At 33.7% G+C, this 16,973-nt stretch carries 11 protein-coding genes; 7 read left to right on the top strand and 4 right to left on the bottom strand.

What is annotated here, in order from left to right:
- Positions 1-77: 77 nt before the first annotated feature.
- From QE431_RS06350 to QE431_RS06360, 3 genes are all read right to left on the bottom strand, one after another.
- The gene (locus tag QE431_RS06350) at positions 78-1,484 is read right to left on the bottom strand and encodes an aryl-sulfate sulfotransferase (RefSeq protein ID WP_307293926.1); all 1,407 of its coding nucleotides are present in this window, start codon (positions 1,482-1,484) and stop codon (positions 78-80) included.
- Positions 1,485-1,583: 99 nt separating this feature from the next.
- Positions 1,584-3,095 carry a RagB/SusD family nutrient uptake outer membrane protein gene (locus tag QE431_RS06355; RefSeq protein WP_134140825.1) on the bottom strand — a complete coding sequence of 504 codons (1,512 nt, stop codon included), beginning with the start codon at positions 3,093-3,095 and terminating at the stop codon, positions 1,584-1,586.
- A 31-nt stretch (positions 3,096-3,126) separates the two neighbouring features.
- Entirely contained in the window at positions 3,127-6,225 is a 3,099-nt protein-coding gene (locus QE431_RS06360) for a TonB-dependent receptor (protein WP_307293930.1), read from the bottom strand.
- 680 nt (positions 6,226-6,905) lie between these two features.
- Here QE431_RS06360 and QE431_RS06365 point away from each other — a divergent pair.
- Positions 6,906-7,547 (top strand): carbohydrate-binding family 9-like protein, encoded by a 642-nt coding sequence (locus QE431_RS06365; protein ID WP_307293932.1) that lies wholly within the window; start codon positions 6,906-6,908, stop codon positions 7,545-7,547.
- Between the two features lie 239 nt (positions 7,548-7,786).
- Here QE431_RS06365 and QE431_RS06370 read toward each other — a convergent pair whose 3' ends face one another.
- The gene (locus QE431_RS06370; protein ID WP_057118854.1) at positions 7,787-8,827 is read right to left on the bottom strand and encodes a LacI family DNA-binding transcriptional regulator; all 1,041 of its coding nucleotides are present in this window, start codon (positions 8,825-8,827) and stop codon (positions 7,787-7,789) included.
- Between the two features lie 232 nt (positions 8,828-9,059).
- Between QE431_RS06370 and QE431_RS06375 the strand changes: the two genes are divergently transcribed.
- The 6 genes from QE431_RS06375 (at position 9,060) to QE431_RS06400 (ending at position 16,973) form a co-directional block, all read left to right on the top strand.
- On the top strand, positions 9,060-10,151 hold the full coding sequence (locus QE431_RS06375) for a mevalonate kinase (RefSeq protein WP_307293934.1): 1,092 nt from the start codon (positions 9,060-9,062) through the stop codon (positions 10,149-10,151).
- A 5-nt stretch (positions 10,152-10,156) separates the two neighbouring features.
- Positions 10,157-11,038 carry a sugar phosphate nucleotidyltransferase gene (locus QE431_RS06380; RefSeq protein WP_307293935.1) on the top strand — a complete coding sequence of 294 codons (882 nt, stop codon included), beginning with the start codon at positions 10,157-10,159 and terminating at the stop codon, positions 11,036-11,038.
- 165 nt (positions 11,039-11,203) lie between these two features.
- A complete protein-coding gene (locus QE431_RS06385) occupies positions 11,204-12,583 on the top strand; it encodes a sugar MFS transporter (protein ID WP_307293937.1) in 1,380 nt (459 codons plus the stop codon).
- Between the two features lie 23 nt (positions 12,584-12,606).
- Complete coding sequence (gene nagB / locus QE431_RS06390; RefSeq protein ID WP_057118845.1) at positions 12,607-14,535, top strand: glucosamine-6-phosphate deaminase; 1,929 nt, start codon at positions 12,607-12,609, stop codon at positions 14,533-14,535.
- Between the two features lie 352 nt (positions 14,536-14,887).
- Positions 14,888-15,118 carry a DUF3820 family protein gene (locus tag QE431_RS06395; protein ID WP_057118843.1) on the top strand — a complete coding sequence of 77 codons (231 nt, stop codon included), beginning with the start codon at positions 14,888-14,890 and terminating at the stop codon, positions 15,116-15,118.
- Positions 15,119-15,359: 241 nt separating this feature from the next.
- Positions 15,360-16,973 carry a CTP synthase gene (locus QE431_RS06400; RefSeq protein WP_057118841.1) on the top strand — a complete coding sequence of 538 codons (1,614 nt, stop codon included), beginning with the start codon at positions 15,360-15,362 and terminating at the stop codon, positions 16,971-16,973.

A 16,973-nucleotide genomic window follows, 5' to 3' on the forward strand; every position in this document is an offset into this window, starting at 1 on the left:
ACAGGTTCTAAAACCTGTATTTATTATAACTTATTTTATGCTTACAAGATTTAGAAACCTTGCAGGAACGTCATTTTCTAATTTTGAATAAAAGGTTTCAATTTTTCTTCGGGAATAAACTGTGTACGATAAGGCGGAATCTCAGATTCTAATGCCCATAAAAGCACTCCTTTTTTATTCGTTAAAACCGTGATATGTCTTTTGGAGCAGCAGCATAATATGGCATCTTTATCAATCATATAAGCGCTTCCCATTCTGTCATTGTAAATGTCTTTTGGTAATTTTATTTGATAATCCAGTTTAACTGCATTGTTTTTTTCGTCGACTTTTAAGGCAAATACAGAAGACTGTTTTTTGTCGACACCATTATCAAAAAACAATAAACTTCCTTCTTGATTAATGTGTGCGGCATGCGCCTGAGAGAAATTGGTATCTGGAGCCATTTTCATAGTTCCTCCTTTTCCTAATTTCCAGATTACTTTTCCAGTTTTAGAATTAATCTTCCAAATTTGTCCGTTATTGTAAAATGAGATCAGGAAATTTCCATCAGTATCGTAATTTAAACTGTTGGCATGAGTCCAATCTTTTTTGGTTTTCAGTAAATCTTTATCTTTAAAGGGATCTAAATCATCAAAAACACTCCATTTCCAAAGTTGCTTTCCTTTTTTATCTAAAATTAAAATTCCATCTCCGTTGATAGTATCTTGTTTTTTTCCTCCAATAGAAGTTAAATCGATTATTTTTTGATCTACAGTTAAAGTGACAATTTCATTTGCCGATTTTTTTATGATTTCGTGATGAAGAACTTGTTTTAAATCGCCCTGTCCTTTTTTGATGTGTGTTAAAGTATCTCCTTGTAAGTTGATTTCTAGAATTTCACTTCCATAACTTGTTGGTTCGTCATTTTTGCCAAGAATAGAAATGATGGTTTGTTCCTTTGTAAAATGAGCTACTTTAAACCCAGTTCCTTCAATAGTATGATACCATCTTAAGTTTCCTTTGTAATCTACTATATAAGCTGTTCCAGGTGTTTCTCTTTTTGCCAAAAGCATAAAACCCTTTTTGAAATTTTGAGGCAGTAATTCTGGTTTCGGGCAATTGGCTTTAAATTGTTTTTGAAGCCATTCTGGAAGTTTTCTCGATTTAAAAGTATAGACTTTACTGGGCTTTTTTTCGCCGTCTGCAACTGTAACAAGCTGATAGCTATAATTCGTTTCTGGAGTAATATTGCAGAGAACTAAGGTATGTTTAAGCCCTGATTTTGAAATAGGAGTGGTTATTTTGCTTTGAGTTCCTTTTTGGTCAGACCAATATTCTGCATATACCTGTACATTGTCATTCGTAGTAACATCGATTTGAATTTTCAATTCGTTGTTGCCATGAGTCCCAATATTGATATTTACTATATCCTGATTTTTAGAACAACTTGCCAATGCAAGTAAGGCTAAAATAAAACTTCCTTTAAGTAATAGTTTTTTGATCATCTGAAAAGCTTCTTTTGTGAAACAGAAAAGTACTTCATCTGTATTAAAAATCAAGAATAGACAGACATTTTTTACTGTCTATTCCTGATTGGGTATTCTTTATTGTCTATCAGCGTTGCTTAAATTAGGATTAAGATCAACCTGGCTTTGTGGATAAGTGTAATATTTATTTTGCGGCATTTTGACTAGTGCAGCCTCTCCAACTCTAAGGTGATATGCGTTTACAAGAACATCATATTTGTTCATTCTAATTAAATCCTGACGGCGTTTTCCTTCATAGAAAAGTTCCCATCCTCTTTCTTGCAAAATAGCATCTCTTAGTGAATTTTGATTGTAATCGGCTAAAACCAATTGTTTGGCATGCGATCTCGCTTTTACTTTATTGATAAGATCAATTGCCTCACTTGTTGGTCCGTTGAGTTCATTTAATGCTTCAGCTCTGCTCAATAATACATCTGCGTAACGAAGAATGTTTACGCTATGACCATCATAATAAGTCGTTGTTTCGTCATCTGCATATTTTCTAGTAGATACATCCGGCATATACAATTCTCCTTCTGGCGGCTCTGCGCCTAATGTTGGAGCTTGTTTGTGTAGTAAACCATCTGAACCCATAAATTCTGGAAAGAAACATTGTTTACGATCATCTTCATCACCAAAAGTGTTGTAAAAATCCCAGTTTACAGTGTAATATTGCCATCTGTTTGCCACAACAGGATGATCAGTAGGCCCAAAGTGGTTCAATAGTTCAGTTCCGTTGGTATTAGCATCACTTAATGAAGAGAAAATATTTTCGCTACACCATTTGTTACTTTCTTTAAACAAACCTAAGTACGATGGATACAGGCTGTATTCGCCAAGATCCATAACTTGTTGTGTCAGCGTTGCTACCTTTTGCCAATCGTGGCTGCGTAGGTATAATTTTGCTAATAAAGTAAGTGCTGCACCTTTTGTAGCACGACCAACATCATTAGATCCATAGATTACGTTTTCCTTATAGTTAACAGGTAAAACAAGAGCAATTTCTGTAAGGTCTTTGATGATAAATTCATCAATTTTTTCAACAGATGTTGGTGGTGTTTGTTCCAAATATTTTGGATTTGCCAGATTATCTTCGGTCATTAAAATAACTGGTCCCCAAGCATCTGTTAAATCCATATAAGCTGATGCTCTTAAAAATTTAGCTTCAGAAATAAATTGAGCTTTTTCAACTTCTGAAATTGAAGTCATTTTTTGTATATAATAAATAGCAGTATTAGCATTAGAAATTAATTTGTACATAGCATTCCAGTCTTCCAAAAGTAAGCCATTCGCTGAATTCCATGTTCCTAATGATAATTGTCCTGGATCACCGCCAAATTGGCAATGACCTAAATCTGTTGCAATGTCTGTTAGTGCAAAATGTCGGGTTGCCCAATACGAAAAGTTGTCTCCTACAGAAGGTCCTTTTAATCTGCCGTAAATAGAATTAACTGCAGCAATAGCATCTGATTTAGTTTGATATCCATTCGTAGTAGTCAAACTGCTGTATACTGTAGGATCTAAGTCCTCATTGCACGAATATTGTAGACCTGCACCAAGTAAAAGCAATAATATTGTATATTTTTTCATTTTGATGAATTTAATGTTAGTGAAAAAGCTATTAATGAATTGCTATTTTGATTCCTAAAATAAACGTTCTCGAAGCTGGGAAAGAGTTGAAATCGATTCCTCCACCTAGATTTTGTGCTGTGGCACTACTAGTATGTCCATTTATTTCAGGATCGTTTCCAGAATACTTTGTAATTGTCAATAAATTTTGACCTATAGCATACAGTCTTATGTTGTCAATAAATTTGGTAGGTTTTAGTAGACTTTCTGGAATAGAATATCCAATAGATAAATTTTTAAGACGTAAATAAGAAGCATCTTCAACAAATCTTGAATTCACATAACTTCCGTATGTACTTTTGTAATAACCGTCTCTAGGAATATCTGTGTTTTCATTTGTTCCCGCAACCCAACGATTCAAAGCATCTGTACTGGTAGTTGATTCTCCAACCATTCTGGTCATATTGTAAACAGAATAGTCAAGAGCTCCTTGGAAAAATACATTCACATCAAAATTTCCGAATCTGAAATCATTATTGAAACCAACAATGTAATGCGGTGTAGAATTTCCTAAATAAGTTCTGTCATCAGCGGTAATTTTTCCATCTCCGTTTATATCCTCATATTTTGGATCTCCAGGCTTAGATAAAGGTTGTGGATCATAAACTTCTCCCGTTTTGATTACTCCAGCATATTTAAATCCGTATAGAACACTCATTTCTTTTCCAGGTTCCAATCTTGTAAATTCACGACCAGAAACAGTACCACTTGGATTAGAAGTATTGTAACTAATTATTTTAACATTATCTGCTAGTGTCACTACTTCTTGTTTGTTGTAGGCAAGATTTAAAGATGTTCTCCAGTAGAATTTATCATTTTTAAAGTTTTCACTGCTTATACCAAGTTCAATCCCTTTATTATCAACTGTACCCGAGTTAAGTGTTTGGGTATTAAATCCCCACCATCCTCCAACAGGAACATTCAAAAGGGCATCTGTAGTTCTCTTTTTGTAAACATCAATTGTAGCGGTTAGTCTGTCGTTAAAGAATCCCATATCTAAACCAATATTAGCTTGGGCTTGTTGTTCCCACTTTAAATCAGGATTTGATAAATTTTTGGGTTCAGTACCTCCTACAAAAGAACCATCAGAAATAGTAACATTCCAAGGAGCAAGATTAGCCAGATATAAATAATCTGGAATTCCGTCATTTCCTGTAATACCATAGCTAACTCTTAATTTTAGCTCTGAAAGTGTTTCTACATTTTGCATAAATGCCTCTTTTGAGATTCTCCAAGCTACAGCTCCAGATGGGAAAGTTCCGTATTTATTATTTGGACCAAAACGAGAAGAACCATCACGTCTAATTGTAAATGAAGCTAAATATTTGTCATCTAAAGAATAACTTAACCTTCCAAAATAGGAAGTAAGTTTTGTTTCTTGTTTTTGAGTTTCTGGTTTTAGATAAACAGCAGCACTTTCAAGGTTGTAATAGGTAAGTATATCATTAGCAAAACCAGAACCAGATGCTTTCATTCTTTCGTAAGTATCTTTTTGATTTGATGTTCCAATCATTGCTGTAAAAGAATGCTGTTCTTTTATATTAAATTTATAAGTTAAATATTGTTCTGTACTCCATCTGAAATATGTTTTGTTCTCCTCAGATCCTGTACCGTTTAAAGCTGCTCCTGCAACCAGAGTTCGTGGAGTATATTTACCTTGAATGTTTTCCTGCCATTCTGCACCAGCACCAAAATGATAAGTAAGTCCTTTGATAACTTCATAATCCATAAACATGTTTCCGTTTACCAATCTGTTGATAGTGTGATCTGTAGGCTCAAGTAAAAGAGCTAAGGCATTATCCTTTCCTTGATATTTATAGTACGAACCGTCAGGATTATAAATAGGAATTGCCGGCGGTGCAGTCTGGATAGAAAACATTGGAGATAAAATATTGTCACCAAAATCACTATTATGTCCTTCGCTTGCAGCACCATACACATTGGCTCCTACTGTTACTTTTTCAGTGAATTTTTTCTCACTTCCGATACGAACACTATATCTTGTATAATCTGTGTTTTCTATAGCCCCTGTTTGTTTCAGGTAATTTCCAGATAAGAAAAATTTGGATGTTTTGTCGCTTCCGCTAAAAGTTAATGTTCTGTTTAGAACTTCACCTGGACGAGTTGCTGCTTCAAACCAATTGGTGTTTGCAATCGGAAAACTTGAAGGGAAAACTGCAGGTCTGCCGTTTTCAGCAGCAATCGCATTTTGAATGCTGGCATATTGCTGTCCATTTAACAATGAAGGCTCCTGAATTATATTTTGAAAACCATCTGAAATTTCACCTTCAATCTGCATTTTTCCTGATTTTCCTTTTTTGGTAGTAATTAAAATAACCCCATTTCCACCTCGTGAACCGTAAATTGCTGTAGAAGCCGCATCTTTAAGAATCTGAATACTTTCTATATCATTCGGGCTGATAGACGCACCAGTACCTGTAATAAATCCGTCAACTACATATAAAGGTGCATTTGAGGTTGTAATAGAGTTTCCTCCCCTTACAACAATAGTAGGAGTTGTTCCAGGAGCATAACTATTTTGCTGTACCTGAACTCCAGAAGCACGACCTTGTAGTGCCTGACCAACGTTGGAAACCGTACCGCCTAAGTTTAAGTTGTCTTTACCAACAGAAGTTACAGCGCCTGTAATATCTTTCTTTTTTGCCTTTCCGTATCCAATAACTACTTCCTCTAATTTTTGTCCAGCTTCTTTCATGACAATTTTTAGCGGTGCATTTCCAATAGTTACTTCTTGATCTTCCATACCAATGTAAGTCACCACAAGTTTAGTAACATTATCAGCTACAGTAATCGAAAAGCTTCCATCAACATCTGTTTGAACACCTTTGTTGCTTCCTTTAACTACAACATTAGCACCAGGAAGAGGCAAACCATCTTTATCTGTAACAGTACCTTTTACTGTTTTTTCGAAAAATAATGTGGTAAAGTTTTTATCTGAAGTATTTATTGAAGAAGCTGCCGAAGCTTGAAATGTAAAAACGAGTAACGATAGAACTGTCAGTTTAATTTCTTTGCGGGATAAATTGTTAATCCGAAAATCTCTTGGTTTTTTTTGGGTTAATAATTTCATACTTAAAATTGGTTTTGGTTAATGTTTAATTGTTTTTTTTCTTGTTTGTAGGTTTTAGATTTCTTTTTTGATCAGGAGAGTCATTTTGGTGTTTAATTGAGTTTTCATTTGAATTGATTTTTACATAAAAACAGTGTCTTATTTTCGGCTCTAAATACTGCTTATTTAGTTTGTTTTTCTTCGATTTTGAAGCCTTAAAATCACCTAAATTTTTACATAATTAACTTAGTTTTAAGATTAATCTCTGACGAAACTATAGATTATATTTTTATAAAACAAGAAAAAACACAAAAAATGTGCTCGAACACACAAAATTTATGTTCTCGAGCACATAAAATTGTGCGAAACGTTTTTTTTGACTTAAAATGATGTGATTTTTTTAAAATATTTAAAGAATAAGCATACATAGTAAATTGAGGCTTTTTTGAATTATAAATGACGATTTTTTAAAAACTTATGAATTTCGCAATCATGATTCAAAAAACATAAAAATTAAGCAGTCTTTTCTGATGAGTTTTACAGACTGAAAATCTGATTTTTATTTGTAAAAAGAGGAGTGTTTTTGTCTTCAATTTTAAACTATCTTGGTCATCTCGAAAAAAGCCAAAATCGTAAACTGAATTTATGGTCATTTTGACTTTTTAAGAATTAAGAATTAACAAAATTTTAGAGTCAAAATTGTGAAAGAATATCAAGTAATTTTAATAGATAAAAATCAAATAAATGAAGTCGAAATTTTAGATCCACTTTTCTGGAAAAAGGCAAATTGTCTTACCGATTTTTCGTCTCCTTGGAAAACGGAAACATTTTCAAAAATTGAATTTCGAGCTCTTTGGGATCAGCAAAATTTCTATTTTCATTTCAGAGTTTTTGATACAGGTGTTTATATCGATACAAAAGACAATAGTGTGGACAGTATCTGCAATTCTGATCGCGTTGAGCTGTTTTTTCGTCAAAACGATGCTATAGATCCGTATTACTGTTTAGAAATTGATCCTTCAACAAGATTGTTAGATTTTGAAGCACGCCCCAATAAAAAATTTGATTACGAATGGAAATGGCCTGAAGAACATATTAAATTATATTCTTCAAAAGATGAAACATCATTTACCGTTGCCGGGAAAATCAGCATAGCATCTTTAAAAGAACTAGATTTAATTCATAATAATAGTATTGAAACAGGAGTATATAGAGCGAAATTCTCTAAAGACGAAAATCAAAATTATGAACCAACTTGGATTACTTGGGTAAATCCAAACACTCCAGAACCCAATTTTCATGTTGCTTCATCTTTTGGGAAGTTTGTTTTGACTTCAGAATAAATATGGTTTTAATCTCGCGGAATTGTAAAGTTTTATTCACGCAGATTTTAAAAGATGTAAGCAGATATTAGTAGATTTTTTAATTAATTTATTGCAATTTCGAAAAGGCTTTAGCCAAAAACAATAAATATTTTAGATAAAGCCTTTTCAAATTAAACCTTTGCGACTCTGCGCCTTTGCGAGATTAAAACCTTCAAACTTTGCACCTTTGAGCCTTATCTTTGCCCCTAGAAAAAAAATCAAGACACATAAAAAGAAGCATTTTCGACATTTATAATATCGATAGGAAGCAAAATTGTTTCTGGGATATCTTTTCTAAATATAAAATGTTCTGCCAAAGTACTGATTCCTAAATAAGCCTGTCTTTTTTGATTTTGGTGAATTAAAAAGTGAACAAGACCTTGATTTAAAAAATTGACATTCTTCTCAATTAGATCGTAACCAATTAAGGCTATTTTTTTATTTTCTAAAGTAGATAGAATAGAGGCAATTTGATAAGCCTTAGAAGTAGTAATAAAAATACCGCTTAAATCTGGATGCTCTTCTATAAAAGCAGCAAATTTAGTTTCGATATTAGAATATTTGAGTTTCAGTGTAAGCAAAGAGAAATCAGAAAGTTTTTTTTCATCAAAATAACTTCTGAAACCTTTTTCTTTTTCCTGCATGTGAACAGCATTCTTAAGACTTTCATCAATATGAATAATCGCAATCTGGCCTTTAGGCAAAATCAAATTCATTAAACTCGCAGCAACACGGCCGCTTTTGTATAAATCCTGTCCGACGAAACTTTTAATAGAAGAAGATTCTACCTGGTTATTAAAAGTATTTACCATAATTCCCAACTCATCATATTGTTTGATGATTTCTATAGTTTCTTTATGAAACAGCGGAGCCAGCAAAACAGCATCTGGTGATTGAGCAATAATTGCCTCGTGGGTTTTTAAAAAAGATTTGGTGCTTTCTGGATTAAAGTAATGAGTTTGAATTACGACACTGTACGCTTTAAATTCTGCTGCAGCATCTTGAATTCCGTTAACGCAAGGAAGCCAATACGGATCAATTTCAGGATCTGGAAGTAAAACGCAAATGCGGTAAACCTTTGTGTTTTTTAAATTTCGAGCAATTAAGTTGGGCTCATAATCAATGACATTCAGCACTTCATTAATTTTTTCTAGCGCCGTAGGAGAAACTTTTCCTCTATTATGCAGCACGCGATCTACAGTTCCTTTAGAAACTCCAGCCATTTGCGCAATATCCTTAATTGTGTACTTTTTATCCATATAAGCAAATATAAAAACTTTGATTTAATAAACGTAAAAATTTTAGAAGAATTCATGTTGTGTGCTCGAGAACATTATTTTAGTGTGTTCGAGCACATTTTTTTGTTTTTTCTTGTTTTATAAAAATATAATATATAGTTTCGTAGAATCAAAACCGAAAATTTAAAATAAAACCATAACCTAATAATGTTGTAATTTATTGGATTACAATGTTTTAATACAAAGTTCTTAAGTGAGAAAAATTACTTCATTAGCTCCCGGCCGAACCTGTCTTTTTGGAGATCATCAAGATTATTTAGGACTGCCAGTTATAGCCTGCGCCATAGATCGAAATATTAAATTAATTGCCAAAGAAAATCAGACAGAATCGTTTGTTCTAAATATGATCGATATAAACGAAATTCGAGTAATAGATATTCATGCATCTTTCGAAAAATTAGAACCTAGAGATTATTTTGCATCCTCGCTGCGTGTTTTGCGCAGATACGGCTGTATACCTACAACGGGCTATACTATAACAATTACTGGAGATATTCCAATTAATTCAGGAACTTCCAGTTCTTCTGCTTTATTAATGGCTTGGATTCGATTTTTGATTGAAGCTTTTGGAATCGATCACGAAGTTACGCCCGAATTCCTTTCTAAATTAGGATACGAATCTGAAGTTTTAGAACATGGAGAACCTGGCGGAATGATGGATCATTTTAGTATTGGAGTTGGAAATATCGTTTATATTAATACCAAAAAGCCTTTTTCCTTCGATGTGATCGGAACTGGATTAAAAGGTTTAATAACAGGAGTTTCTGGAGTTCCCAAAGAAACAATTGGCTTAATTGGCGAGTTGAAAGGAAATGCTTTAATGGCAATTGATATCGTAAAACAAAACTATCCTGATTTTGATCTCAATACATCAGAAATAGAAGATTTGGATAAGTATCGAAATTGTCTGCCAGATCGTTTGATTCCCTATTTTGAAGCGGCCATCAAAAATTACCATTATACTAAAGAAGCATTAAAGGAATTCGAAAAACCAGTTTTAGATCTTCAGAAAATTGGTGCTTTAATGAATGGACATCATGAAATCTTGCGGGATCTGCTAAAAATTACAGTTCCAAGAATTGATGCTATGATTAATGCAGCCTTGAAAGCAGGAGCATACGGTGCAAAAATTGTAGGTTCTGGCGGCGGCGGCAGTATTGTAGTGATTGCAGATCCTAAAAAAGAAGACGTAGTAATAGAAGCAATATTAAACGCTGGGGCAGAAGAAGCTTACGCAGTACATGTTGATCCTGGAGTACGAATTATTGATAATATTGAAATTTAAATAAGATGCACGACAATTTAGTGATTTTAGCAGGTGGAGCTTCTTCACGCATGAAAAAAGAAGCCGTATTAAATAATTTATCTGCTGAAGAAGTAGCGCAGGCAAATGAAAGAAGCAAAGGTTTAATTGGAGTAGGAGCAAGCGGAAGGCCTCTATTAGATTATCTTTTATGGAATGCAAAAAAAGCTGGTTACAAAAACATATATATTATAATAGGTGAACAAGGCGAATTATTTAAGGAGTTTTACGGAAGTCAAATTAAAAATAATGATTTCCACGGCCTTAATATTTCGTTTGCTGTACAATATATTCCACAGGGAAGAGTAAAACCTTTTGGAACTGCAGATGCACTGTTTCAGGCAGTAGAACAATATCCAGAGCTCAATTCTCAATTTTATTCAGTTTGTAATAGTGATAACTTGTATTCGGCAGCAGCTCTTCGTGCTTTAAGAGAAACCGAAAGTCCGAATGCCTTTATTAGTTATGACCGAGATGCAATGGAATTTCCGCAGGAACGTATTTCGCGTTTTGCAATTGCAAAATTAGATAAGAATAATCAGCTTTTGGATATTTTGGAAAAACCTTCTGAAGATCTTTTGGAACAATACAAAGACAGCGAAGGAAAAATACGAGTAAGCATGAATGCTTTTAAGTTTAACGGCAAGACCTTATATATACATCTTAAAAATTGCCCTGTTCATCCAGAGCGTGACGAGAAGGAATTACCAACAGTACTTTTAAACTCAGTTAAAGAAAATCCGAATACAACGGTCGGAATTCCGTTTTCTGAGCATGTTCCAGACCTAACTGCCAAAGAAGATATTGCCGATGTAAAAGCGTATTTGGCAAAATATTACCCTGATTTAAATTGGAATACCAAAAATTAACAAAATATTCATATCTAAATTAGAGATTAAGGAAAATTAATGTACTACTTTTGTTTTGCAAAAAAAATGCAGATATTTGCATAAATTACGCATAATGTAATTAAAGCGTTGATTCTAATTTAGATTTTGAAATAACTAAATCTATAACCAATCAACCCAAAAATTATGACAAACATTCAAAGTACATTACAGTTAGAAAAAAAGAATACCGTTGTTCCAATGGTAATTTTAACCTTGCTATTCTTTATTCTAGGATTTGTAACCTGGCTGAACGGACCATTAATTCCGTTTTTTGAATTGGCTTGCGAACTAACTTCTTCTCAAGCCTACTTTGTGACTTTTGCATTTTATATTGCTTATTTTGTAATGGCAGTTCCTTCTTCTTATATTATTGAAAAAGTGGGGTATAAGAATGGAATTTCTTTAGGATTATTAATCATCGCTGCTGGAGCATTTATGTTTTATCCTGCTGCTGCAAGTCGAACATTTCTCTTCTTTTTATTAGCGCTGTTTGTAATGGGAACTGGTTTAGCGGTTTTGCAGACAGCTTCAAATCCATATGTTGTGGTAATTGGACCAAGAGAAAGTGCTGCGGCCAGAATCAGCGTTTTGGGTATTGCCAATAAAGTAGCAGGATTTGTAGCGCCACTTGTACTTACAGTTCTGGTTTTGTCTAATATGAAGGACTTTACGGCAGACAAAATTGCTTTAATGGATGAGGTGTCCAAGACAAATGCTTTAAATTCACTTGCATTGCAACTGCAAAGACCGTATCTTTATATGGGGTTGATTATAACAGTTTTAGCTTTTTTGGTAAAATTTTCTCCTTTGCCAGAAATTGATCTTGATGAAGAAGGAAATGTATCTCATTTAAACATTTTCAAACAAATCAAAAACGCATTTAAACATCCTCAGCTAGTTTTAGGAGTAATTACTTTAATGCTTTATTTATCAGCAGAAGTTTTAGCAGGAGACTCCATTGGAGGTTTTGGAAAACAGCTTGGAGTCTATGGTAATAATGGAGATTTTTATCTAAAATTAACTTCTTTTACCATGTCGGCAATGGTTATTGGATATGTACTTGGGATCGTTTTAATTCCTAAATATGTTTCGCAGGTTACAGCTTTAAAAGTCTCAGGAATTTTAGGAATTATACTGGTTTTGACAATTGTTTTGATTTCGCCAAAAATATTGGTTACTCTTCCTAGAATTCCACAAATACCATTGGTAATTCTTTTAGTAGCACTTTTAGGATTAGCAAATGCTTTGTGCTGGCCGGCAATCTGGCCAATGGCTTTGCAGGATTTGGGCGGTTACACAAAGATTGGAAGCGCAATTTTGATTATGGGAATTATCGGTGGAGCAGTTTTTCCATTATTTTATGGAATGATTACTGAAAGTGTGAATGCTGTAAATCTTGCAAAAAATATGCAAAACGTATCTAGAAGCGGCAATCAGGTAGCTTATTTAATATTATTACCTTCTTATATAATGATTTTGTTTTATGCTGTAAAAGGACATAAATACAGGAAATGGAATAGTTGAACAAAAATAAAAATTAATATATCATGTTAAAAAGTAAAATCGACAAAGCAACAGGTTTCGAGAAAAGATTCGAAAACATTAATACAGTTGTTTTTGAAAACTCAACAGATGCTTCAAAAGAAGTAGCGCAAGAAATTGCAGCTTTAATTCAGTCAAAACAAAAAGAAGGCAAACCTTGTATTTTAGGATTAGCAACTGGTTCTTCTCCAAAAGGATTGTATGCAGAATTGGTTCGTCTGCATAAAGAAGAAGGTTTGAGTTTCAAAAACGTAATTAGTTTTAATTTGGATGAATATTATCCAATGGAGCCAAATTCAATCAATAGTTATGTTCGTTTTATGAAAGAACTTTTGTTTGATCATGTTGATATTTTACCAGAAAACGCACACGTTCCAGACGGACTTTTAACAAAAGAACAAATCGCAGATTATTGCCATGAATATGAAGCAAAAATCGAAGCTCTAGGCGGAATCGATTTACAGATTCTTGGAATTGGAGGTAACGGACACATCGGATTTAACGAGTCTGGCTCGCTTCAAAACTCTAAAACTCGTTTGGTTGCATTAGACCATATTACAAGAGTTGCGGCAAGTAAAGACTTCTTTGGTTTAAATAATACACCAAGAACTGCCATTACACTTGGAGTGAAAAAAATCATGGAAGCTAAAAGAGTAATCTTATTGGCTTGGGGAGAAGGAAAAGCAAACATTGTAAAAAAATCTGTTGAAGACGAAGTTACAAACCGAGTACCAGCGTCATTTTTGCAAGAACATAACAACGCAGTATTTGTTTTAGATAAAGAAGCTTCTTCTAAACTAACAAGAATTAATAAACCTTGGCTGGTTGAAAAAATTGTTTGGACAGATAAATTAACTCGTAAAGCGGTTTTAGGATTGGCATTAGATCTTAAAAAACCAATTTTGATGCTTACAGATGCAGATTACATCGAAAATGGTATGAGCGATTTATTAGCAGATTCTGGTCCGGCTTATGACATCAATATTAAGATTTTCAATAAATTACAAAACACAATTACAGGTTGGCCTGGTGGAAAACCAAATGCTGACGACACAAATCGTCCAGAAAGAGCAGAGCCGGCTAAAAAACGTGTATTGATTTTCAGTCCGCATCCAGATGACGATATTATCAGTATGGGAGGAACTTTCATGCGTCTGCAAGAGCAGGGGCACGAAGTACACGTAGCGTACCAAACATCTGGAAATATTGCAGTTGCAGATGATGAAGCACTTCGTTTTGCAAGATTCGTAATTGATTACAATGAAAAATTCGGGATCAAAAGTGAAGAGGCAGATAATATCTATAAAAAAGCAGAAACATTCTTAGAGAATAAAAAGAACAGTGAAATTGATATTCCTGAAGTTCGTTACATCAAAGGTTTGATCAGAAAAGGAGAGGCGAGAGCAACGAGCCATTTTGTTGGTCTGCCAGATAGCCAGATTCATTTTATGGAATTACCTTTCTATGAAACAGGAACAATTGAGAAAAAACCAATTGGACCAGAAGATATTCAATTGACTGTAGATTTAATCGAAAAAATTAAACCGCACCAAATTTATGCTGCTGGAGATTTAGCAGATCCGCACGGAACACATAAAGTTTGTTTAGATGCCATTTTTGAAGCTGTAAAAGTTTTAAAACCAAAAGAATTTATGAACGACTGCTGGTTATGGTTATACCGTGGAGCTTGGCAGGAATGGGGGATTGACGAAGTTGAAATGGCTGTTCCAATGAGTCCAGATCAGGTTTTAGAAAAACGTCATGGAATCTTCAAACACCAATCTCAAAAAGACGGAGTTGTTTTCCAAGGGACAGATGCAAGGGAGTTCTGGCAAAGAGCAGAAGACAGAAACCGCGAAACAGCAGCTTTGTATCACCAATTAGGTTTAGCAACTTATGCAGCGATGGAAGCTTTTGTGAGATGGCATTACTAAGAGGCTGAGGTTCTGAGATACTAAGATTCTAAGTTTTTTTTCGCTACGAATTACACTAATAAAAAAATTTGTGTGAATTCTTGAAATTCGTGGCAAAAAAATATACAGATTAGAAAATTATTTTAATCTGTGGTAAAAAATAAATAGCTTTGTACGCGATAAGAAGCAGGAAGAAAGAATGAGTCTATATTCTTTTTTCTTGCTTCTTTTTTTAACTGTAAACAGAGACCGAGACTGAAAACTATTTCTTAATCTGTGGCAAAAGAGAAAAATAATAATAGCTTTGTACCTATGAAGCAAGAAGAGAGAAAATCTATATTCTTTCTTCTTGCTTCTTTTTTCTTTAAAAAAAATGGAACAAGACAAAAAACTTCTCATCAAATTAGCACACACCAAAATGCCTTTCGGGAAATACGAAGGCAGATTTTTAATTGATCTTCCAGAATATTACGTCGTTTGGTATCATAATAAAGGTTTTCCAAAAGGAGAGCTTGGACAGCAGCTGCAATTGATTTACGAATTGAAATTGAATGGGTTAGAAGAATTAATTCGCAATATAAAGAAGCAATATCCAAAGCCATAATAGATATTATTTAGATTGTTGGATTTTTATATAATTGGATAAAATTTTGGTTTTATTCTTTGAAAAAATGATAAAAGATAGATAAAGGTTAATATATTGAATAGTTTTCTTTTGATTTGAAAAAGCCAAAAATCTTGCAATCTAAAATTCTAAAAATCTAAGAAGTCTAATGTTCAAATTGTCTAATTAAATTTGTACTTTTGCCAAGTTTTTTACACAACTACTTACAAACAACAACAGAATGAATCAAACAAAATATATTTTTGTTACAGGAGGTGTGACCTCTTCATTAGGAAAAGGAATTATCGCGGCATCTTTGGCAAAATTGTTACAAGGAAGAGGATACCGTACAACTATTCAAAAATTTGATCCATACATTAATGTTGATCCAGGAACACTAAATCCTTATGAGCACGGAGAATGTTATGTGACAGATGATGGAGCCGAAACAGACTTAGATTTAGGACATTACGAGCGTTTCTTAAACGTTCCTACTTCTCAGGCTAATAACGTTACTACAGGAAGAGTTTATCTTTCGGTTATTGAAAAAGAAAGAAGAGGAGAGTTTTTAGGAAAAACAGTTCAGGTTGTTCCTCATATCACAAACGAAATCAAAGACAGAATGCAATTGCTAGGGAAATCTGGCGATTATGATATTGTAATTACTGAAATTGGTGGAACTGTTGGTGATATCGAATCTTTACCTTATATAGAATCTGTTCGTCAGTTAGTATGGGAATTAGGTGAAAATAACGGAATTGTTATTCACTTGACATTAGTTCCTTATTTGGCTGCAGCAGGCGAATTAAAAACAAAACCAACACAGCACTCTGTTAAAACTTTAATGGAAAGCGGTATAAAAGCAGATATCTTGGTTTGTAGAACGGAGCATGAATTATCTCAGGAATTACGCCAGAAATTAGCTTTGTTCTGTAATGTGAAAAAAGAAGCAGTTATTCAGTCAATTGATGCTTCTACTATATATGAAGTTCCAAATTTAATGCTTGAAGAAGGATTAGATGTTGTGGCTTTAAAGAAATTAGATTTACCTAAAAAAGCATCTCCAGACCTTAAAAACTGGAATACTTTCTTAAAAAGATTAAAAAATCCAAAACAAACTGTAAATATTGGTTTGGTTGGAAAATATGTAGAAATGCAGGATTGTTACAAATCTATTTTAGAGGCGTTTATTCATGCAGGAGCTGCAAACGAAACAAAAGTAAACGTAATTTCTATTCACTCAGAGCATATCAATGCAGATAATGTTGAAGAAAAATTAGGAAGTCTTGACGGAGTTTTAGTTGCTCCAGGTTTTGGTGAAAGAGGTATTGAAGGAAAAATTGAAGCAGTTCGTTATGTACGTGAAAACAATATTCCTTTCTTCGGAATTTGTTTAGGAATGCAGATGTCTGTTATCGAATATTCTAGAAATATTTTAGGTTATGCTGATGCGAACTCTACAGAGATGAACGATAAAACGCCTCATCCTGTTGTGAATTTAATGGAAGAGCAAAAAACAATTACCGATAAAGGTGGAACAATGCGTTTAGGTGCTTGGAAATGTGATATTAAACCAAACACTTTAGCACACAAAATTTACGGAGAAAAAACTATTTCGGAGCGTCACCGTCACCGTTATGAGTACAATAATAAATATGCTGATGAATTGCAAAAAGCTGGTTTAAAAGCTTCTGGAGTAAATCCGGATACAGGTTTAGTCGAGATCGTTGAGCTTGAAAACCATCCATTCTTTATTGGTGTACAATATCACCCAGAATACAAAAGTACAGTTGCAAATCCGCATCCTATATTTGTAAACTTTGTGGCAGCTGCGGTAAATGCGCATAAAAAATAA

This window comes from Flavobacterium sp. SORGH_AS_0622 (assembly GCF_030818825.1).
Taxonomy (GTDB): Bacteria; Bacteroidota; Bacteroidia; order Flavobacteriales; family Flavobacteriaceae; genus Flavobacterium.